At 43.0% G+C, this 19,912-nt stretch carries 20 protein-coding genes; 16 read left to right on the forward strand and 4 right to left on the reverse strand.

Going from position 1 to position 19,912, the window contains the following annotated elements:
- The first annotated feature begins 88 nt into the window (after window positions 1-88).
- The 8 genes from DIU38_RS04900 to DIU38_RS04935 all read left to right on the forward strand — a co-directional run bounded on the left by DIU38_RS04900 (window position 89) and on the right by DIU38_RS04935 (window position 7,671).
- Entirely contained in the window at window positions 89-694 is a 606-nt protein-coding gene (locus tag DIU38_RS04900; protein WP_112655780.1) for a GDSL-type esterase/lipase family protein, read from the forward strand.
- Window positions 695-737: 43 nt separating this feature from the next.
- Complete coding sequence (locus DIU38_RS04905) at window positions 738-1,466, forward strand: esterase family protein (RefSeq protein WP_112655778.1); 729 nt, start codon at window positions 738-740, stop codon at window positions 1,464-1,466.
- 47 nt (window positions 1,467-1,513) lie between these two features.
- Window positions 1,514-2,029, forward strand: a complete 516-nt coding sequence (locus DIU38_RS04910; RefSeq protein WP_112655776.1) for an O-acetyl-ADP-ribose deacetylase — start codon at window positions 1,514-1,516, stop codon at window positions 2,027-2,029.
- 129 nt (window positions 2,030-2,158) lie between these two features.
- On the forward strand, window positions 2,159-2,728 hold the full coding sequence (locus DIU38_RS04915; protein WP_112655774.1) for a Crp/Fnr family transcriptional regulator: 570 nt from the start codon (window positions 2,159-2,161) through the stop codon (window positions 2,726-2,728).
- Between the two features lie 68 nt (window positions 2,729-2,796).
- On the forward strand, window positions 2,797-3,819 hold the full coding sequence (locus DIU38_RS04920; RefSeq protein ID WP_112655772.1) for an alpha/beta hydrolase family protein: 1,023 nt from the start codon (window positions 2,797-2,799) through the stop codon (window positions 3,817-3,819).
- A gap of 384 nt (window positions 3,820-4,203) precedes the next feature.
- The gene (locus DIU38_RS04925) at window positions 4,204-6,621 is read left to right on the forward strand and encodes a glycoside hydrolase family 3 N-terminal domain-containing protein (protein WP_112655770.1); all 2,418 of its coding nucleotides are present in this window, start codon (window positions 4,204-4,206) and stop codon (window positions 6,619-6,621) included.
- A 143-nt stretch (window positions 6,622-6,764) separates the two neighbouring features.
- Entirely contained in the window at window positions 6,765-7,205 is a 441-nt protein-coding gene (locus DIU38_RS04930; RefSeq protein ID WP_112655768.1) for a DUF695 domain-containing protein, read from the forward strand.
- Window positions 7,206-7,227: 22 nt separating this feature from the next.
- Window positions 7,228-7,671, forward strand: coding sequence for a DUF7684 family protein (locus DIU38_RS04935; RefSeq protein WP_112655766.1), 444 nt, complete (start codon window positions 7,228-7,230; stop codon window positions 7,669-7,671).
- A gap of 14 nt (window positions 7,672-7,685) precedes the next feature.
- Here the strand turns inward: DIU38_RS04935 and DIU38_RS04940 are convergent, their stop codons facing one another.
- Window positions 7,686-8,510 carry a sterol desaturase family protein gene (locus DIU38_RS04940; RefSeq protein ID WP_112655764.1) on the reverse strand — a complete coding sequence of 275 codons (825 nt, stop codon included), beginning with the start codon at window positions 8,508-8,510 and terminating at the stop codon, window positions 7,686-7,688.
- A 190-nt stretch (window positions 8,511-8,700) separates the two neighbouring features.
- On the opposite strand from DIU38_RS04940, the gene DIU38_RS04945 reads away from it, so the two are divergent.
- The 8 genes from DIU38_RS04945 to DIU38_RS04975 all read left to right on the forward strand — a co-directional run bounded on the left by DIU38_RS04945 (window position 8,701) and on the right by DIU38_RS04975 (window position 14,178).
- Window positions 8,701-9,243, forward strand: coding sequence for a DUF2071 domain-containing protein (locus tag DIU38_RS04945; RefSeq protein WP_243770811.1), 543 nt, complete (start codon window positions 8,701-8,703; stop codon window positions 9,241-9,243).
- A complete protein-coding gene (locus DIU38_RS33795) occupies window positions 9,243-9,425 on the forward strand; it encodes a hypothetical protein (RefSeq protein ID WP_243770810.1) in 183 nt (60 codons plus the stop codon). Before DIU38_RS04945 ends, DIU38_RS33795 begins: the two co-directional genes overlap by 1 nt.
- A gap of 34 nt (window positions 9,426-9,459) precedes the next feature.
- Entirely contained in the window at window positions 9,460-10,323 is an 864-nt protein-coding gene (locus DIU38_RS04950; protein WP_112655762.1) for a helix-turn-helix domain-containing protein, read from the forward strand.
- A 96-nt stretch (window positions 10,324-10,419) separates the two neighbouring features.
- A complete protein-coding gene (locus tag DIU38_RS04955) occupies window positions 10,420-10,959 on the forward strand; it encodes a carboxymuconolactone decarboxylase family protein (RefSeq protein ID WP_112655760.1) in 540 nt (179 codons plus the stop codon).
- Between the two features lie 90 nt (window positions 10,960-11,049).
- On the forward strand, window positions 11,050-11,667 hold the full coding sequence (locus tag DIU38_RS04960; protein WP_112655758.1) for a pyridoxamine 5'-phosphate oxidase family protein: 618 nt from the start codon (window positions 11,050-11,052) through the stop codon (window positions 11,665-11,667).
- Between the two features lie 64 nt (window positions 11,668-11,731).
- Window positions 11,732-12,157 (forward strand): VOC family protein, encoded by a 426-nt coding sequence (locus DIU38_RS04965; protein WP_112655756.1) that lies wholly within the window; start codon window positions 11,732-11,734, stop codon window positions 12,155-12,157.
- An 8-nt stretch (window positions 12,158-12,165) separates the two neighbouring features.
- Window positions 12,166-12,699 carry a hypothetical protein gene (locus DIU38_RS04970; protein WP_112655754.1) on the forward strand — a complete coding sequence of 178 codons (534 nt, stop codon included), beginning with the start codon at window positions 12,166-12,168 and terminating at the stop codon, window positions 12,697-12,699.
- A 246-nt stretch (window positions 12,700-12,945) separates the two neighbouring features.
- A complete protein-coding gene (locus tag DIU38_RS04975) occupies window positions 12,946-14,178 on the forward strand; it encodes an ROK family protein (protein ID WP_112655752.1) in 1,233 nt (410 codons plus the stop codon).
- A 109-nt stretch (window positions 14,179-14,287) separates the two neighbouring features.
- Here the strand turns inward: DIU38_RS04975 and DIU38_RS04980 are convergent, their stop codons facing one another.
- The 3 genes from DIU38_RS04980 to secDF all read right to left on the reverse strand — a co-directional run bounded on the left by DIU38_RS04980 (window position 14,288) and on the right by secDF (window position 19,831).
- Entirely contained in the window at window positions 14,288-15,139 is an 852-nt protein-coding gene (locus DIU38_RS04980; protein WP_112655750.1) for a hydroxymethylglutaryl-CoA lyase, read from the reverse strand.
- 142 nt (window positions 15,140-15,281) lie between these two features.
- Complete coding sequence (locus tag DIU38_RS04985; RefSeq protein ID WP_112655748.1) at window positions 15,282-16,595, reverse strand: NAD(P)/FAD-dependent oxidoreductase; 1,314 nt, start codon at window positions 16,593-16,595, stop codon at window positions 15,282-15,284.
- 245 nt (window positions 16,596-16,840) lie between these two features.
- Window positions 16,841-19,831: a protein translocase subunit SecDF gene (secDF, locus tag DIU38_RS04990; RefSeq protein WP_112655746.1), complete on the reverse strand. Its 2,991-nt coding sequence runs from the start codon at window positions 19,829-19,831 to the stop codon at window positions 16,841-16,843.
- Window positions 19,832-19,912: the final 81 nt, after the last annotated feature.

The raw sequence follows: 19,912 nt of genomic DNA on the forward strand, positions 1-19,912 counted from the left end.
ATACCATTGTTTTATCATCGTTATATTAAGTTGGGGCTATTGTATTATCTTTAGCGCTTAAATTAATACGGCCCTACTATAAAAGAATATGATCTGGTACGAAGAGGATGTGAAGCAGCTGGAAATTAAGCGAACCAAGCTTGATTATGTGCCGCGAGTGATTTTTTATGGAAGCTCATCCATTCGTTTGTGGAATACGCTTGATGCTGATTTTGATGACATGCAACCTGTTAACCTTGGCTTTGGCGGTTCTACACTGGCTGCTTGCGTATGGTTTTTTGAACGTATAATGCATTCCTATAACCCAGAATCCATTGTAGTTTATGCGGGCGATAATGATCTCGGCGATGGCCGCAATCCCGAGGAAGTTTTTATATTTTTTAAGCAGCTCACTGTTGAGGTTGAGCGGCTTTTTGGTAATATTCCCTGCTATTATATATCGCTTAAGCCAAGCCTTGCCCGCTGGCCTATTGTTGAAAAGTACAGGTACACCAATAGCTTAATTGAAAACGAGATAATACACCGCCATAAAAACTGGCAGTTCATCAATATATTTAATCAGATGATAGATGCTTCTGGTAAACCAATACGAGAATATTATGATAAAGATGGTTTGCACTTGAGCAGCGCCGGTTACACCTTGTGGAAAAACGCAGTTTTACAGCGAATGCCGCAAAGTATCAAATTAGCTTAATATAGGGTTTACACGCATTTGTCATCTTTCAGCGGTTTAAAAGATGAAAAGAGAGTACCACAAGTGGTTCAGTCCGTCGCTTCAGCGTAATATGGAATTGCTGGTTTTTGGCCATGCGGGCGCCTCTGTCTTATTTTTTCCCACCCGTACAGCCCGGTTTTATGACTATGAAGACTGGAAAGTAATTGAAGCCTTACGCAGTAAAATTGAAGACGGTCATTTACAGGTCTACTGTGTGGATAGCATCGACCGGGAAAGCTTTTATAATGAGTTCAGTCATCCTTACCATCGCATGGAAAGGCACCTGCATTATGAACAGTATATTTTGCAGGAGGTGGTGCCGTTGATGAAAACACTTAACGCCGCCGGTTCAATTATTTCGGCGGGTTGCAGCATGGGGGCTTATCATGCGGTTAACATAGCGTTTAAACATCCGTCGGTATTTGTGAAGGTAGTAGGTATGAGCGGCCGTTATGACATTACACAGGCTATGGGCAATTTCCGTGACCTGTTAGATGGCTACCGCGATGAGAATGTGTATTTCAACATGCCCAACCAGTTTTTAAATAACCTGCATAGCCCCGAAATTATTGACCAGATCAAACGCCTTCAAATTATCCTGGCAGTCGGCGAGGAGGACGCATTTTTGGAAGATAATAAATACCTAAGCACCGTACTGGCCAGCAAAGGTATCCAAAACAGCTTGTATATCTGGCATGAGGAAGCACACCGCGCCCGTTACTGGCGCAAAATGGTGCAGCTGTATTTCTAAAAGCAAAACACTTTCCTGTTTGTTATCAGCTGTAAATCTAAAATGTTATGGGTACTATTGAACTGGTACAGGGCGATATCACAAAAATTAAAGCTGGTGCCATTGTAAACGCGGCAAACACATCGCTCATGGGCGGCGGCGGTGTCGACGGTGCTATCCACCGTGCCGGCGGACCGGAGATCCTGGAAGATTGCCGTAAGATAGTAGCCCGGCAGGGCGGCTGCAAAACCGGGCAGGCTGTAATTACAACCGGCGGTAAGTTGCCTGCTAAATACGTGATCCACACGGTTGGCCCTGTTTATAATAGCGGTAAAAAAGGTGAGGATGAACTGTTGCAATCCGCTTACCTAAATAGTTTGAAGCTTGCCGCCGAAAACGATGTACATATCATAGCTTTTCCTAATATTAGTACGGGCATTTATCATTTTCCAAAGGACAGGGCTGCGGCAATCGCTGTTAAAACGGTTAAAGATTTTTTGGCAGATAACGAAGTAGTTGAGAAAGTGATATTTGTCTGCTTCGATAACGAAAATTACAGCTTGTATAATAAGCTGCTTACTTAGCAGCAGACTGTGCTTATCCCTTATATGTTGTAGACCCAGACTTACGAAGTTTCTAAAACTTCGTAAGTCTTCACAGGATAAAATAATCTGTAATTTGTCAACCCGATGCTAAGTGTATAAATTGCCGCTATGCATCCTGCTTTAAAAAAACATCTTGAAGGTAAATTAACCCTCTCGCCTGAACATGAGCGGCTGATTGCTAATTGTTTTAAAACCCGTTTTACCAAACGAAACGAGGTGCTGGTTGAAAAGGGGAGTATCGCAAAACATTTATATTTTGTGGTAAAAGGATGCCTCCGCGTGTTTTTAACAGATGATGAGGGCAACGAATCAACCCGGTTCCTGATTTTTGAGGGGCGCATGGGGACCGCATTTCCCAGCTTTATATTGAAAGAGCCCTCTGTTGCATCTATTCAAAGCCCCGAGCCATCCGAACTATTGGTGTTGAGCTATGCAGATCGCGATCTGCTCCTTCAGGAGATCCCCGGTTTTGAAACTATGTACCGTACGGGTCTTGAGCTTGATTATATCGCATCAATTCAACGGATAGAAAGCCTTATTACTATGGATTCAAAAGCCCGTTACAATATCCTGATGCAAACCCAGCCCGAAATTATCAAAAGGCTGCCCAATAAAATAGTTGCCGATTACCTTGGCATCTCGCAGGAGACCCTGAGCCGCCTTAAATCAAAAAAGTGATTTATTGACTATTGTCAATCTTTTTGACTCATTAAATGTCTTGTTTTGTGATATAAACGCCAAACATTATGTGGAAACAAGCCTTCACCATTATTATAATTTTGCTATCAGGCCATCTTGCGATTGCCCAAAACTTAGGCGAACGCACCCTCGATTTTAAAGATGAAAGCCGCAATAACCGTCCGGTGGTAACTGAAATCTGGTACCCAACTGCTGATACGTTAAAACCTGCAGATAAACATTTTTCGCCCTTTTTAAGGCAACCAACGGTCCGTAATGGCAAGCTTCCGGCAAATAAACTGCCGCTTATCCTGCTCTCTCATGGTACGGGCGGCGGCCGGTTAACTTTGGAGTGGCTGGCCCAGTCCATAGCAAACAGCGGTTGTATAGTTGCTGCTGTCGATCATTACGGCAATACCTATGATCATAAAATTCCCCTTGAATTTGTTAAGCCATGGGAACGTCCGCTGGATATTAGCTTCGCTCTTACATCCTTACTAAATAACCCCGAAGTTGGCCCGCTTATCGATCAGCAAAAAATAGGGGCAACCGGTTTTTCATTTGGAGGCTACACCATGATCGCTCTTGCCGGTGCAAAGCTCGATTTTGAACAGGCCCGCAATTATTATAAAACCACAGGCCGCAAAGAGCTGGAGATCCCTGAATTTCCGGGCTTAGTAAAATTACTGGACGATAGTTCCATGATTGCCGACTCCAAACATGTGCCCCCGCTAAAAGATCAAAGAATCAAAGCATTCTTTTCCATATCGCCCGCATTAGGCTTTGGCTTTATCCGTAAAGAGCAGGTAGCTGATATTAAAGGCGCCTTGTATATTGTAGGCTCACAAAGCGATAGCATAGCCCCTGTTAAAACCAATGCCAGGCATTATCATCAGCTAATCGGTAAATCAAAATATACAGAACTGCCCGGTAAGGTAGGCCATTACGTAATGCTTGGCGAGGCCATTGACGCTGTAAAAAAGGAAGCTCCGATATATTTTACCGATGATCCTTCCGTTAACAGGCATGCCATTCACTTACAGGTGGACAGCTTGGCTGTCGGCTTTTTTAAGACGGCGTTAAAGTATTAGCCGGCCGGTAAAATTTAACAAAACCTTATCATTAGGCTAAAAACATTTTTATCGTGCAGGAGTTGATAGTTAAATCTGAATCGTAGAATTTTTTCCTGCCGATACTATGAAAGCTTTTCGCGGCCTTTCCGGCAGATGTCATAAATGATTAGCCTTAAAATTAGAAGGTACGCAAATGCCAGGCTGGATGAGTGCCTGTGAAATTAGGGCTACAAGTTGCTTTAAGCTCATTTAAGAACTAAATGTATTAAATAAAGGTTGTGATTATGCAAGTGACAGGTTTAAACCTCATCACTCAAACGATATAGTTAAAATATACAGCTCCGGGCATGGCTGCGCCCACACAGGTTTATATATTTGAAGTTCCAACTCCAATATAACCACATGAGAATTAACTACTATCTGCCGCGGGTATTTGTGGCATCTGCTTTATCTATTAGCTTTAGCCTGGCAGCCTCTGCACAGCAAAAGAACATCTATCATAAAGGCTGGATAGATTTTAACAAGAACGGTAAAATGGATGTGTTCGAAGATCCTTCACAACCAATCGACAAACGCGTGGCCGATTTAATTAGCCAGATGACCGTTGAAGAGAAAACCTGCCAAATGGCTACCCTTTATGGTTATAAGCGTGTGTTAAAGGACGAAATGCCTGTTCCTAACTGGAAAAATGAAGTGTGGAAAGATGGCATAGCCAATATTGATGAAGAACTGAATAATCTTACTTCGCATACTGATGATGCGCCTACACAATATTCATACCCGTTTAGTAAACATGCATCGGCTATTAATAACATTCAAAAATGGTTTGTTGAAGAAACACGCCTGGGCATCCCTGTCGATTTTACCAACGAAGGTATCCACGGCCTTAACCATGACCGGGCCACACCATTGCCGGCGCCAATATCCATAGGCAGTACTTTTGATAAGGAACTGGTATACCAGGCAGGTAAAACCGTTGGTCGCGAAGCCAAAGCTTTGGGGTATACCAATGTTTACGCCCCCATACTTGACCCCGCCCGCGATCAGCGCTGGGGCCGTGTGGTTGAATGTTATGGCGAAGACCCTTTTCACATTGCCGAAATGGGCAAGCAGATGGTGCTGGGCATCCAGGAAGGCGGCGTAGCGTCAACCCTTAAGCACTTTGCTGTGTACAGCGTGCCTAAAGGAGGCCGTGATGGCAGTGCCCGTACCGATCCGCATGTCGCTCCGCGCGAAATGCACCAGCTATATTTGTATCCCTTCCGCAGGGTGATCCAGGAGGCGCATCCAATGGGGGTAATGAGCAGTTATAATGATTGGGACGGCGTTCCAATAACTGGCAGCTATTACTTCCTTACGCAGCTTTTACGTCAGCAATTTGGCTTTAATGGCTATGTGGTAAGCGATAGTGAGGCTGTTGAGTTTCTTTATTCAAAACATCATGTTGCTGCCGATTACAAAGAAGCTGTAAGGCAGGCTGTTGAGGCTGGCCTTAACGTGCGTACTAATTTCACTATGCCGCAAACCTTTATTATGCCTTTGCGCGAGCTGATCAAAGAAAATCGCATCTCCATGAAGATCATTGATACCCGTGTTGGCGAGGTATTGAAAGTGAAATTCAGGTTAGGTTTGTTTGATAGCCCTTATGTTAAAGATCCTAAAGCTGCCGATAAAATAGTGCACACCGATGCAGATAAAGCCATGAGCCTGAAAATGAACCGCGAGTCGATGGTATTGCTGAAAAATGCGGGCAATCTGCTGCCGTTGGATAAAAAGAAATATCCTAATATCCTGGTAACTGGTCCGCTGGCTAAGGAAACTAACTATGCTGTGAGCAGGTACGGCCCCTCGCACAACCCGGTTATTACCGTGTTTGACGGTGTTAAAAATTACGTAGGCAGCGATGCCAAAGTAAGCTATGCTAAAGGCTGTGACATGATTGATGCTACCTGGCCGGAGAGCGAAATTATTGAAACACCGCTAACCGCCCAGGAGCAGGCCGGTATTGATTCGGCAGTTGCACAGGCTAAACAATCGGATATTGTTATTGCTGTGGTAGGCGAGGATGTTGACCGTGTTGGCGAAAGTTTATCGCGTACGGGTTTAAACCTGCCGGGCAGGCAATTGAAGTTGATCCAGGCTTTGCAGGCTACCGGAAAACCTGTGGTAATGGTGATGATCAACGGGCAGCCGCTTACCATCAACTGGGAAAATAAATATGTGCCGGCCATTTTAGAGGCTTGGTTTCCGAGCGTACAAAGCGGGCAGGTGATTGCCGAAACCTTATTTGGCGATAATAATCCGGGCGGCAGGTTACCCATCACGTTCCCTAAAACTACAGGACAACTGGAATATAACTTCCCTTTTAAACCATCGTCACAGGCAGAGCAGGGCGGACAGAACAGCTGGGGCAAAACCAGTGTGAAAGGAGCTTTGTATCCTTATGGTTACGGGTTAAGCTACACCACATTTGAGTACAGCAACCTGCAGGTATCGCCCGAAAAAGGCAATTCTCAGGGACTTATACAGGTTAGCGTTGATGTAACCAACACCGGGCAGCGCAAAGGCGATGATGTGGTGCAGCTTTACCTTAAGGATGAGGTGAGCAGCGTTACTACTTACGAGTACGATCTGCGTGGCTTTGATCGCATTACGCTAAATCCCGGCGAGAAGAAAACAGTGCAGTTTACCCTGCACCCTGATGATTTGGCCCTGCTTGATAAAAATATGAACTGGACTGTAGAACCCGGTAAATTTGAGGTTATGATAGGTAGTTCATCAGTTGATATTAAACTTAAGAAGGAATTTGAGGTGCAATAAATCAACTATAAACACGTCAATATATCAACCGTTACGAAGCGTTTGAAGCTTTGTAACGGTTTTTAAAGAATATCGTTAGTTTGCAATGATTTCAAGTATTTCTTCCCCGATTTTTTTCATAACTTCAGCCTAAAATACAACCTATGATCTTAGACGATACCTGGGTATCGGTTGAAGCCGTATCCGACGATGATATTCCGTTGCTGGTCCGCTACAGACCCAATTTATCAAACTTTTTTGAAACCGGTGTTTATCTGCAGCGGATGGATGTAACGTGGAACTATGAATCATTTGATCCGTCATTGTTGCCTTCGGCTGATGAAATGTTGCTGATGGAACAGGTAGAGGATGCTTTAGTCGATCTGCTTGAAGATGGTCATCAAAGTATACTGGCCTTTGTATTTACCGGCGAAAACGAACGCTGGTGGGCCTGGTATACCACAGATATTGAGGAAGCTGGCGACAGGTTAAACGATGCCTTATCCGAATTTGATGAACTCCCGATTAATATCACGGTTATTGACGACCCGGAATGGGAAGAATATTTTGGTGTAATGGAAGATTTTGGAGAGGATGGGAAGTAGGTGTAATTCTCGGTAGCAGGTTATGAATGAAGTAGCAATAATCAATAACCGGAAACTGTATTATCAGGCATACAGTCCGGATATGAATTGGGCGAAAAATATTCCCGGCGAAAAATGGGTACAGGTTGTTGGAATCGATAAAAAAGACAAAGCAGCTTTTGAAGATATAGCCTGTAAAGCGATAGATCACGATGTATATTATGTCTGTTGCACTGGTAGCTATGGCGAACTTTTACATGATTATATAGATGAAATAATCGTTCTCCGTAAGGTAGGTGTGCTTGAAGGGCATTTACCAATTGAGGATATCATGACCACCTGGCATAACGAAGGCTTAGGCGATGCCCTTTGGTATGCGCTGCATTGTTCCACTGATGCGGGAGATGTGTTGATGCTCGACACACGTGAGGTGGAGGCAGAGCCAGACTGGGTTCAGATAGCTGCTAAGTGGAACGAAATGGAATAAAATGCTAAGTGCTTTTACTTTTGCGGCCGTTCCAGCTTTTGAAATGGTATTTTAAGAATGTTCACAAACTTGCCGGTTCTTTCTTTATCCATATGGGTATCAATGCCAAAGCGGATATCTTCCTGTTCAAGTTCTCCAAAGGTACCAAAAAGCCTGTCCCAGATGCTTAATACATCACCATAATTACGGTCGGTATGTGGTAGTTGATAATGATGGTGTACATGGTGCAGGTTAGGCGTTATAAAAATCAGGCCAATAATTTTGTTAACACGTTGTGGTAACCTGAACTCGGTATGGGCCAGGATATTAAATAATGATTGAAAGGTTTGCCTTAATACCAAAACGCCAATTGTCGGGCCGCAAATAAATACCCAAAGCATTAAGCAACAGGTGCGCACACAGGTTTCGCCGGGATGTTCACGTACTGTGGTTGAAACGTCGACGTGAAGATCACTGTGATGTACGAGGTGAAATTTCCAAAGGGGATCTATTTTGTGCATTACCACGTGATAAACGTATTCGCAAAGGTCAAGCAGCATGAAAAGGCTGATGTAATAAACCCACTTATTGTGATGACCGGGTATGTAATTGATCAATCCCCAATGATGTGTATTGGTCCAACCGAGTATGATCAAAACAATGGTTGTAAGTAGTAGCTGGATAGGGAGAGCGGTGAAAATGAACAGCAGGTTGGTTTTATTGTGCTGCCAGCGTTTTTTTACGGAAATTATGTCTGAGGCAATACAAATTTCCATCAGCCACAGTGAGCAGATAATAAAAGCATATAAAGCAACTTGCACAGCATCCTGATGCCGGTCGAGAAATTGGGTAATCGCCATTCTTAAATTAGTAGGGTAATCGCCTTTGATATTAGAAGGCAATTAGATTGCAATATCTTTTTTTTGAATGAATGTTTGATGAAGTATGTTAAGCGGTTGTTAATGTACTGTGAATAGAAGAGGAGCAAATTTGACAGTATAATTTGTCCTGGGTTATCCGAACGCTGAAAAATCATTATAAATTTATCATATGAAGATTCCGAAAATTACCGGCATAATTGACAGGCGCATATTGGTGAACTTTACCGCGGATGCGGACATAGCAAAAAAAATAGTGCCGCCGCCCTTTAATCCCAAGCTTGTTAACGGCAAAGCTATAGCAGGGATCTGTTTGATCAGGCTTAAGCAGGTTCGCCCTAAAGGTATGCCTGCTTTTTTAGGCGTAGGTTCGGAAAATGGCGCACATCGAATAGCCGTACAATGGGAGGAAAACGGGGAATTGAAAGAAGGAGTTTATATACCTCGACGGGATACCTCGTCCTTATTTAATACGATTGCAGGTGGCAGGGTATTCCCCGGCAGACATCACCAGGCCAAATTTGATGTTAATGAGCACGACGACCAATATCACGTGGCTTTCACCGGTTCGGACGGAACGGTGATTAGTGTGGATGCAAAAGTTGCTGATCAACTCAATCCGGATTCGATATTCGGGACGCTTGATGTAGCTTCTGATTTCTTTAAGGCCGGGCAACCGGATATTCACCCGATGGCAATAAGTATGAAGGGTTAGTGTTATATACCGATAACTGGAAAGTACAGGCGCTTGAAGTGAGTGCTGTTAAATCAAGTTTTTTTGAAGATGAAAGTATTTTTCCGAAGGGTTCAGCCAAGTTTGACAATGCTTTACTTATGACCAATGTTCAGCACGTTTGGTCATCGGGATGTGATAAACCGATGGCTGTAAATACTTAATTATCACTTTTAAATATCTTTGCGTTTGCGCAAAATGAAACTATCAGCTACAGAACAATCTACAGGCGGCGATCTGCTGCTGCTTATCAATGAAAAGCATTTCGACAGGATGTTTTTTACCCACGATCGTCAGCATAAATACCTTACCATAGCCTGGAACCGTGGCGAAAAGCAAATTGTAACCATTGATGAGGTGGATTATGATTTTCTGCCCAACACCATTCTGCCGTTAATGGTTAACCAGTCGTTCCGCTTTGAGCGGCCTGAAGATATAGTAGCCTGGCAGTTTAACCGCGATTTTTATTGCATTGTTGATCATGACGAAGAAGTAAGCTGCGTGGGCTTCCTGTTTTATGGTAGCTCCGACCAGGTTTTTGTTACCCTTGACGAAGCCATGCAGTTTAAACTGCAACGCCTGTTGGATATTTTTATAGAAGAGTTTGAAACGGCAGATAATATCCAGATAGATATGCTCAGGATGCTGCTGAAGCGGCTTATTATTATCGTAACCCGCCTTGCCAAGGCGCACAGCGGGCCTCGTGAAGTTTTGGCCGATGAAAAATTTGGTACCATTCGTAAGTTTAATTTGTTGGTAGAGAATAATTACCGTGAACACCATACCGTGGCTTATTATGCGCAGCAGTTAAATAAATCGCCTAAAACGCTTTCCAACCTGTTTGCCCTTTATAACCATAAGGCGCCTTTACAGGTGATACAAGAGCGTTTAATTATTGAGGCGAAGCGCCTGTTGTATTATACTGATAAATCGGCCAAGGAAATTACTTATGAATTGGGTTTTGATGACGCAGCTTATTTTAGCAACTTCTTTAAAAAACACACCTCATTTTCACCAACCGATTTCAGAAATAATAAGGTTTTAGTTGCCGAAGGGAAATAATTACAAGTACCCGGGAAATTTGCCCATTCCGCAGGGGGGCTAAAGTTGCCACCTTTGTATTGTTAATTCAAAACAACAAAAATTAACATTACAAAAATGAAAACTTTCGCAATTCCAACAAGAGAACAAGTTACTCCAGAAAATCAGGCTATATTTGATACATTAACAAAAGTAGTAGGCCGCGTGCCAAACCTGTTTGCAGTTTTTGCAACTTCAGATCATGCGCTGGCTAACTATATAACCCTTTCAAACGGTAAAACGTCATTACGTGCTAAAGAAAAAGAAGCCGTAAACCTTATCGTAAGCCAGGTAAATGATTGTGCTTATTGTTCTGCTGCACACACTGCCATTGCTAAAATGAATGGGTTTAATGATGACCAGATCGTTGAGATCCGTGGCGGTTCAGCTTCGTTCGATGCAAAAATTGATGCTTTAGTTAAGGTAGCTAAATCAATTACCGAAAATAAAGGCCATGCCGATCATCAACTGGTTGAAAACTTTTACGCTGCCGGTTATACACAAGCTAACCTGATTGACGTAGCCGTAGCAGTGGGCGATAAAACAATTACCAACTATGTATACGCCTTGACCCAGGTGCCTGTTGACTGGCCTGCTATTCCTGAACTGGTTAAATAATATCCCTGATTTATAATTATAGTTTACACCCTTATGCCCGCCCTGCACTGCAGGGCGGGCATAAGTATTTATCTTTAAATTGTTTACATCATGAACTTTGCACGTTTTGCTTTTACCGATGGTGTTAAAAAGCTGCAGGAAAAATATGGCAGCCGTAGTAGTTATGCCCGTATGGAAAGCCTCATGGCTGATAAAGATGGCATTTCCGAACCTGAACAAATGTTTATTGAAAGCCGCGACAGCTTTTATATGGCCAGTATAGGCGAAAACGGCTATCCATATATTCAGCACAGGGGAGGGCCGGCCGGTTTTATTAAAGTGATAGATAACCATACGCTTGGCGTGGTCGATTTCAGGGGCAACAAACAGTACATTTCGGTTGGTAACGTAATGGAACATCCGCAGGTGTCTTTATTTTTGATGGATTATCCGCATAAAACAAGGCTCAAGATCTATGCAGATGCCCGTGTTGTTGAACTTGCCGACAATCCCGAATTATTTGACCTGATTGATCCCGCTGAGTACAAACATACGCCTGAAAGAATGCTTATTTTCGATGTTAAAGCATTCGACTGGAATTGTCCGCAGCACATCACTCCCCGGTATACCGTTGATGAAATTAAAGAAGCCTTCGCCCCGCAAAATGAATATGTGCTTAAATTGGAGTATGAAATAGCTAAGCTAAAAAAGCAACTGGAAGAAAAATAAGCGGCTTTGATAAATAGATCGCAATAGTTTACCTTTAGTGCTGCCAACAGCCAGAGGTAAACCGATGAACAATAACCAGCAAATAATCCCTATGCTTGCTTATGAAGATGGCATCGCGGCTATGAACTGGTTATGCAATGTGTTTGGATTTACCCAAAACATGCGGATGACGGATGAAGCCGGTCGCCTTGCTCACGGAGAGCTCAAAATGGGCGAAAGCCTGGTTATGCTGGCTGAGCCTACGTCCCATTATCAAAGCCCGGTACATCATGCCCAGAATTGTGATATCGCTGCTAAATGGAGCGCTGTACCTTATATTATCAATGGGGTTTTGGTGTACGTCGATGATGTTGAACAGCATTACAGAACTGCTAAAAGTAAAGGTGCAACGATATTAAGTGAATTGGAATATGGTTTCCCCGGCACCCGCTATCGTGCTGCCGACCTGGAGGGGCAGCGCTGGATGTTTATGCAAATTGAAAGAGATTAAACCACCTTATGACTACGCTGTTCCATTTATTGTTTGTTGTAATTAAATCATCCATTCTTGGGTTGCTTTATACCCCGGTAGTCTGGTTTTTATGGGAGCTGTTTTTAAAAACACAAAAAAAGTATACCGGCTTTAAATGGTTCAGGGTATTTGCAGTTTATAAAATTGTCAGTATATCGCTGATCGTGTTTTCCTTTACCTATCATGGCAATCATGGCCTCGGCGATGAATCCCGGATTCCTTTGGGGCATGGAGAAGCTATGGAGGAGAGCGACCAGTTTGCTTATTTTGTGCCTAAAGGGAAAAGTGAACAAATCCATGTGGATACTTATCTTTTAAAAGGCGATAACCTTTGCATGTCGGTTGATTCGGGGTATAAAGTTTATAACTTAAGAACCAAAGGTGTTGTTAATTTCAGCGATGAGCCAATGTATAACGCTTTTGCTGTTTCATACGGTTTACCATTATCGCGGCATTTAAAAGATTTTAACTCGCAGTATGATGAATACTGGAACGGGTGGCGGTTTTGGCTGCTGCCGTAGTAAATTATTGGGTTCAAATAGCCGGGATGGCAAGTTTTAATCAAAACTTTCGCATATTTTATATCGTACACGAATATAATAGATATTTTTGTGCGTTGTAGGCAAAAGGTACATTAATGGTGTCCATGTACTTACAACAGGTTTACTGTAATATTTACAGTTGTACTTAATAACTTTATTTTTAATTTTATAAAATTCAGAACACTAAGGTGTTGCCTGTTATAAACCAAACTATAATAATTGTTGATGGAACTTACGAATAAAGGGGTAAAGGGCAGCCAGTTAAAAAATATGATCATTAAAAGGCTTTATTTTAATAAGGCCATGTCCTGCGCGGGATTGAGCGAGTTGTTTGATAAAAGTATCCCTTCCATAGCCAAAGCCATAAACGAATTAATGCACGAGGGTTTTGTGGTTGAACAGGGTTATGCTCCTTCAAGCGGCGGCCGTCGCCCGTTAATGTATTCGGTAAAGTCAAGTGCTATGCATATTTTAGCTATAGCGCTCGATCAGCTCACCGCCCGCATCCAGATGTTTGATCTGCTGAATAATCCCGTTGCCGATATGCTCACCTTTGAGCTTAAACTGCTCAATAACCCAGAGGCGTTGCCCACGCTGGTTGAGCAGATTAATAACTACATAACACACAGTGCGATCCCTAAAGATAAGATTGCCGGAATAGGCATCGGTATGCCCGGCTTCATCAATATTACCGAGGGTATCAATTACACTTACCTTGATGCCGGCGGGCAAAGCTTAACGGCCTATCTTACTTCCAAAACAGGCATCGCCACTTATATCGATAATGATTCGAGCCTGATAGCCCTTGCCGAACAAAAATTTGGTATTGCCAAATCACAGCAGGAAGTTATGGTAATAAACCTGGGCTGGGGTATTGGCCTGGGGATGATCGTAAATGGAAAACTGTTCCGCGGCCACAACGGTTTTGCGGGCGAGCTAAGCCATATCCCGCTATCGGAAGATGGTTCCCTTTGCGAATGCGGTAAACGTGGCTGCCTGGAAGCCGAAGCATCATTATTGGTAGTTGCTCAAAAAGCCATAGCAGGTATCAAAAAAGGCCGTGTAACCAGCTTAAAATATAATGAGGAAGATCACTCCAAACTAATGGGAGATGCCCTGATAGAGGCTGCCAATAACGGTGACCAGTTTGCGATTGAACTATTATCGGATGCGGGTTATAAAATAGGGAAGGCCCTGGCTATTCTTATCCACATCATGAACCCCGCCATCATTGTATTAAGTGGTCGCGGAGCTAAAGTTGCCAAGATACTGATGGCCCCGATACAACAAGCCCTTCACAAGTACTGTATCCCGCGCCTGGCAGGCGGTACCGAACTATTGGTATCTGAACTTGGATTTGATGCTGAGTTAATTGGTGCGGCTGTATTGGTAATGGAGAACTTTGACAGGGTGGTGAAAAATAAGGCAGCTAAGGCCGCTAAGCATGCTGCGGCGTAGATAACTGTTTGAATCAGAATTTACAGAATTTTTAAATTAACAGAATTAGCTTCGCTTATATTATTGCAAGCTAATATTCTGAAAATTCTTAAATCCTGGAAATTTTGATTCAGACAAACACCCTTCCTGAGTAATCCATCGCTTCCGTAAATTTATCCATATTAAGCCCTGTGGGCTCACTTTGTGTTTTAAGATAACTTATCAGGTTTTCGGTGGCAATGTTGCCTGTGAGATCGTCTTTGGCCATTGGGCAGCCCCCATATCCTTTTAGTGCAGTGTCAAAACGCTTGCAACCGCTTTCATAGGCTGCTGTTATCTTAGGTTGCCAGGAATCGGGTGTGGAATGAAGATGAATGCCAAACTCAGCGTCGGGGAATAACCGACAAAGATTAGGATAAATGCTGCCGATCTGCGCCGCATCTGCAATACCTATGGTATCAGCCAGGGCAATATTCTTTATTCCTTCGGCTGTTATTTTTTCAGCCCAGTGCTCGATGATGCCGGTATTCCACTCGTCGCCATAGGGATTACCAAAACCCATAGAGAGATATACCAATAACTGTTTGCCATTTTTACCGCACAGCTCATTTATACGCTGCACATTTTCAAAAGCTTGTGCTATAGTGGTATTGGTATTGCGAAGCTGGAAGGTTTCGGAGATGGAGAAGGGATAACCCAAATAGGCGATCTCACCATGTTTCACTGCATCTTCGGCACCCCGGTAGTTAGCAATAATAGCCAGCAGTTTTGATTTGGTATTGCTTAGTTCGAGTTTCTTTAATACCTCAGCCGTGTCTTGTAACTGTGGGATAGCTTTAGGTGATACAAAACTCCCAAAATCTATCGTATCAAAACCTACCTGTAAAAGCAGGTTGATATATTCGGCTTTTACTTCGGTAGGGATAAAACCATGAATACCCTGCATGGCATCGCGCGGGCATTCGGTTATTTTGATGTTCATTGTTTAAAGTCTGAAGTTCTAAGTCGTAAGTTCAAAGTCTTGGGTCTTAAGTCAAAAGTCATCAATTTAATTTACAAAGTACTAAACTTCCAGCTTAAAGCTGCTGACTTTAGACTTAGAACGTAAGACTTCCGACTTTAAACTAATCAACCGTATTAGGCAAGTGATGGTTTTCTGTTAAACCTTCGCGCTCAAATTTGCGGATAATAAGCCTTGTACCGCCATTATAGGTTACATAGCTCGATACCCAGTTAATGAATACAATCACCTTATTACGGCCACCTAAAAGCGATATCAGGTGTACAAACATCCATACAAGCCATGCAAAAAATCCCTGGAATTTTACTTTGCCCAAATCGGCCACCGCCTTATTGCGGCCAATAGTTGCCAATGAGCCTTTATCGTTATACTTAAACGGTGAGGTTTGTTCACCGTTAATGATATGAATGATATTTTTAGCCACGTGCTGGCCCATTTGTATGGCTACCTGCGCTACGCCGGGGTGTCCCTTAGGGGTTTCATCGGTGATCATGGCTGCAACGTCGCCAATTGCGAATACGTTGTTAAAGCCGGCAACGCGGCCTATGCTATCCACTTTTATTCTATTTCCACGTTCAATAACCTCTTTATCAAAGCCCTCGGGAACAACACCCATAACCCCGGCGCTCCAGATCACATTTTTGGTGCGAATGCTTTTACCGCCTTCAAATTTTATTTCCTCGCCGTCGTAGCTTTCCACCTTTACGCCGGTTAGCACTTCAACACCCATATTGGTCAGGAAGGTGCGGGCCGCGTTGGATGCTTGATCGGAAAAAGGTCCCAGCACTTTCGGTAAAAAGTCGACCAGGTAAACCTTCATGTCCTCCTTTTTAAGTTCAGGATAGTCTTTAGTCAAAACGTGATTACGAAGCTCGGCCAATGAGCCTGCAAGCTCAACACCCGTTGGGCCAGCGCCAACCAGTACAAAAGTAAGGTAGGGATCGCGCTCGGCCTTGCCAACTTTAAGCAGGGCCTCTTCAATGTTCTGCAAAATAGAATACCGGAGGTTCAAGGCCTCAGGGATCGACTTCATCGGCATAGCATAATGCTCGATATCTTTATTGCCGAAAAAGTTAGTAGTTGAGCCGGTAGCAATCACGAGGTAATCATAAGCTATATTGCCTATAGTGGTTTCGACTATGTTATTTTCCGCATCCACCCTGGTTACTTCGGCAATCCTAAACCGGAAATTTTTTTGACTGGCAAAATTTTTCCTTAATGAGAAAGCTATCGACTCCGATTCAAGGCTGCCCATAGCCACCTGGTATAAGAGGGGCTGAAAGGTATGGTAGTTGTGCTTATCCAGCATCAAAACGTCTACAGGTTTGTCCTTTAGTTGTTTTGCTACCTGCAGGCCGCCGAATCCGCCGCCTACGATCACTACAAGTGGAAATTTTGAATTATTTGATGTGTTCATTTGTGCAGGGTATCTGTTAAAAAACTTTTTAAGGGCAACGTAATGCGCTTTTGGGAATATAGCGCAATCTCCGTGCCGCCAATAACATTTATTTGAAATACGGTGTAAGTATAGCTCATTGTACGCAATATGCAACACCATCTGTCGGTGATATTATGGCTTTTTCTAATGAGCAGTATTGCATTGTACATCAACAAAAAAGGCCCCAAATTACTTTGGAGCCTTTTAATAATTTATTCTTTTTCTTATTTCAGGTCTTTCTTTCCAAAGTCAACGATCACCGGTGTTGCCACACAGATCGACGAGTATGTACCGAAAAGAACACCGATCAATAACGCAAATGAGAAGCCTTTGATCACGTCGCCACCAAAGATGAATAATACCAACAATACGAATACCACGGTTAAAGCTGTGATAATTGTACGGCTTAAGGTACTGTTGATTGCCCTGTTGATAACCTCTTCAGTTTTTTCGTTTTTGTTAGAGTGGTCAAGGAACTCGCGGATCCTGTCAAATACTACCACGGTATCGTTAATTGAATAACCGATAACAGTAAGGATAGCCGCGATGAAAGCCTGATCAATATCTAATGAGAATGGAAGGTAGCCATTGAACAACGAGAAGAAGGATAGTACCAATAAGGCATCGTGAGCAGTCGCGATCATCGCACCCAAGCTGAACTGCCATTTACGGAAACGGATCAGGATGTAAGCCGAAATCACAAAGATGGCGAACAATACGGTGTAAATAGCTGATGTTTTTAACTCATCGGCAATAGTAGCACTTACTTTTGAACCACCTAAAATGTTGCTGTCGGTAATTTTAGTTTCAGCTTTAGCAGCTAATGTGCTAACAAGGGTTGCCCTTACCTTGGCATCGGCAGCTGTTGAGTTATCATTGAACAGATAGTTGGTAGTGATACTGAATTTATCGGTACCCATGGTTTTAACCTCGGTACTGCGACCTAAAGTGGCGTCGATAGCATCGTGGATCTGCTCGGTAGTAACGTTTTTGTTAGGGAAGCTAACAATGTAGTTACGGCCGCCTTCAAAATCCACACCGTAGGTAAAGCCGCGGGTGAAGATAGATACCAAACCTGCTGCAATGAATAAGCCCGAGAAAATGTAAAACTTAGTACGGTTTTTAACAAACGCAAAGTTTGCATTTTTGAAAGTATGTGAGCTCCAAGGGTTGGAGAATTTGATATCCATGCCTTTGTCAAGCATCCACTCAAATATAACCCTTGAGATCAATAGTGAACAGAACAATGAAGTAGCGATACCGATCATCAATGTAGTTGCAAAACCCTGGATAGGACCTGAACCAAATACAAACAGGATTAAACCGGTAAGGAATGTACTGATCTGTGAATCGAGGATTGAAGGTAATGCATGTTTGAAACCATCGGCAACTGCAATCCTTAATGATTTACCTAAGTTTAATTCTTCACGTACACGTTCATAAACCAGTACGTTGGCATCTACCGCGATACCGAGGGTTAATACGATACCTGCAACACCAGGTACTGTCAGTACCGCGCCTAAACTGGTCAATACACCCATCAGGAAGAAGATATTGATGATTACTGCAACAACTGCTACAGTACCGGCACGATTGTAGTAAGCGATCATGAAGATCAATACCACAACTAAGCCTAAGATACTTGAAGTAATGCCTGCAGAGATAGCCTGCTCGCCTAATGACGGACCTACAATTGACTCAGATACGATGTGGGCAGGAGCGGGTAAACGGCCTGCTTTTAATACGTTGGCTAAGTCGCGTGTATCATCAATGGTAAAGTTGCCGGAGATTGATGATACACCACCCGAAATTTCGTTTTGAACGACAGGGGCCGAATAAACATTATCGTCCAATACGATGGCGATAGATTTTTTATTAGTACCAGATGATGCTTCGGCAGTAACTGCGCGCCATTTTTGAGCACCTTCCGAGTTCATGATCATCACAACCTCTGGGCTGCCTTTTTGATCATTATCAGCACGGGCGTCGTTAATTACGTCGCCAGATAATACCGGGCCGTTTTCAGCACCTGTAAGTTTAATAGCGTATAACGCAAAAGTTTTAGTGTTTTTAACAGGTTTTACTTCCCACAAAAATTTGATGTTGCGTGGAATAACTGCCAAAACATCTGCACTGTGCAGGTATGAATTTACTTTAGCAGTATCCTGAAGCGGAGCATAACCAACAACAGGGCCCTGGCCTAATTGCTGCTGGCCGTTTGCACCCTGGCCAACGTTTAATGACATTACTGCAAACAACGGGTGTTGTGCAGCTAATTTTGTTTTGCTTAATGAAGCAGCTGAAGTATCGTTTTTAGCGGCATTTTTCTGAACCTTGCTTAACAATGAACCACCTTTAGCTGTATCAGCTTTTCCGGCTGCAAGTTTAGCAGTGGTATCAGCTTTCGCTGATTTACCTGTGTCCGCTTTGGCAGTTTTGCTTTTTGCAGCAAGCAGGTTGTCAATATTGATCAGGTATTGATATGCCTCAGCATTATCAAAAGTTTCGTAAAACTCCAGTTTCGCAGAACCCGAAAGCAATTTACGAACACGCTCTGGTTCTTTAACGCCTGGCAACTCAACTAAAATCCTGTTTGAGCCTTGTTGCAACTGGATGTTTGGTTGGGTTACACCAAACTGGTTGATACGGGTGTTCAAAACAGTAAATGATTGTTTAACCGCAGTTGAAGCCAAATCCTCAAGATAAGTTTTAACCTCGCTGTTTGAAGCGTTGAACTTCAGGTGGTCCTGGTTATCTTTTGTTGAAAAGATAGCGGCAAGTTTACCATTGGGGTTTAGCTTTTCGTACTCGCTTACAAATAAAGCGATGTAATCTTTTTGGTTGGTTTGAGCATTTGCCTGCAATTTATCGGCGTTAGCCAAAGCCTGGTTAAAAGTAGCATCAGGATTGTTGTTGGCAATTTTCCTAACCAGCTCATCAAGCTGGATCTGCATAGTAACGTTCATGCCACCCTTAAGGTCAAGACCTAATGCAATTTCCCTTTGCAATACATAAGCGTAATCATGTTTTAATAGCGGATAAACCGGTTGATTGGAAATAGAATCCAAATAAGCTTTTTCTTTCTCAGGATCTCCCTTTGAGTATACTTTGGCATCCTCCCTAACCTTATGGGCCACCCACGTAAATGATAGCTGGTATAAGCACACCACTGCCAGTAGTATGGCGAAAAATTTAATAACCCCTTTGCCTTGCATCGAATTTGTAATATGTAATAAATTAGTTTATAAGCTTTTTTTCAATAAGGCAGCAAATCTAATAAAATTTCGTAAGCACAA

Origin of the sequence: Mucilaginibacter metallidurans, from assembly GCF_003286435.2 — a bacterium.
Lineage (GTDB): Bacteria > Bacteroidota > Bacteroidia > Sphingobacteriales > Sphingobacteriaceae > Mucilaginibacter > Mucilaginibacter gossypii.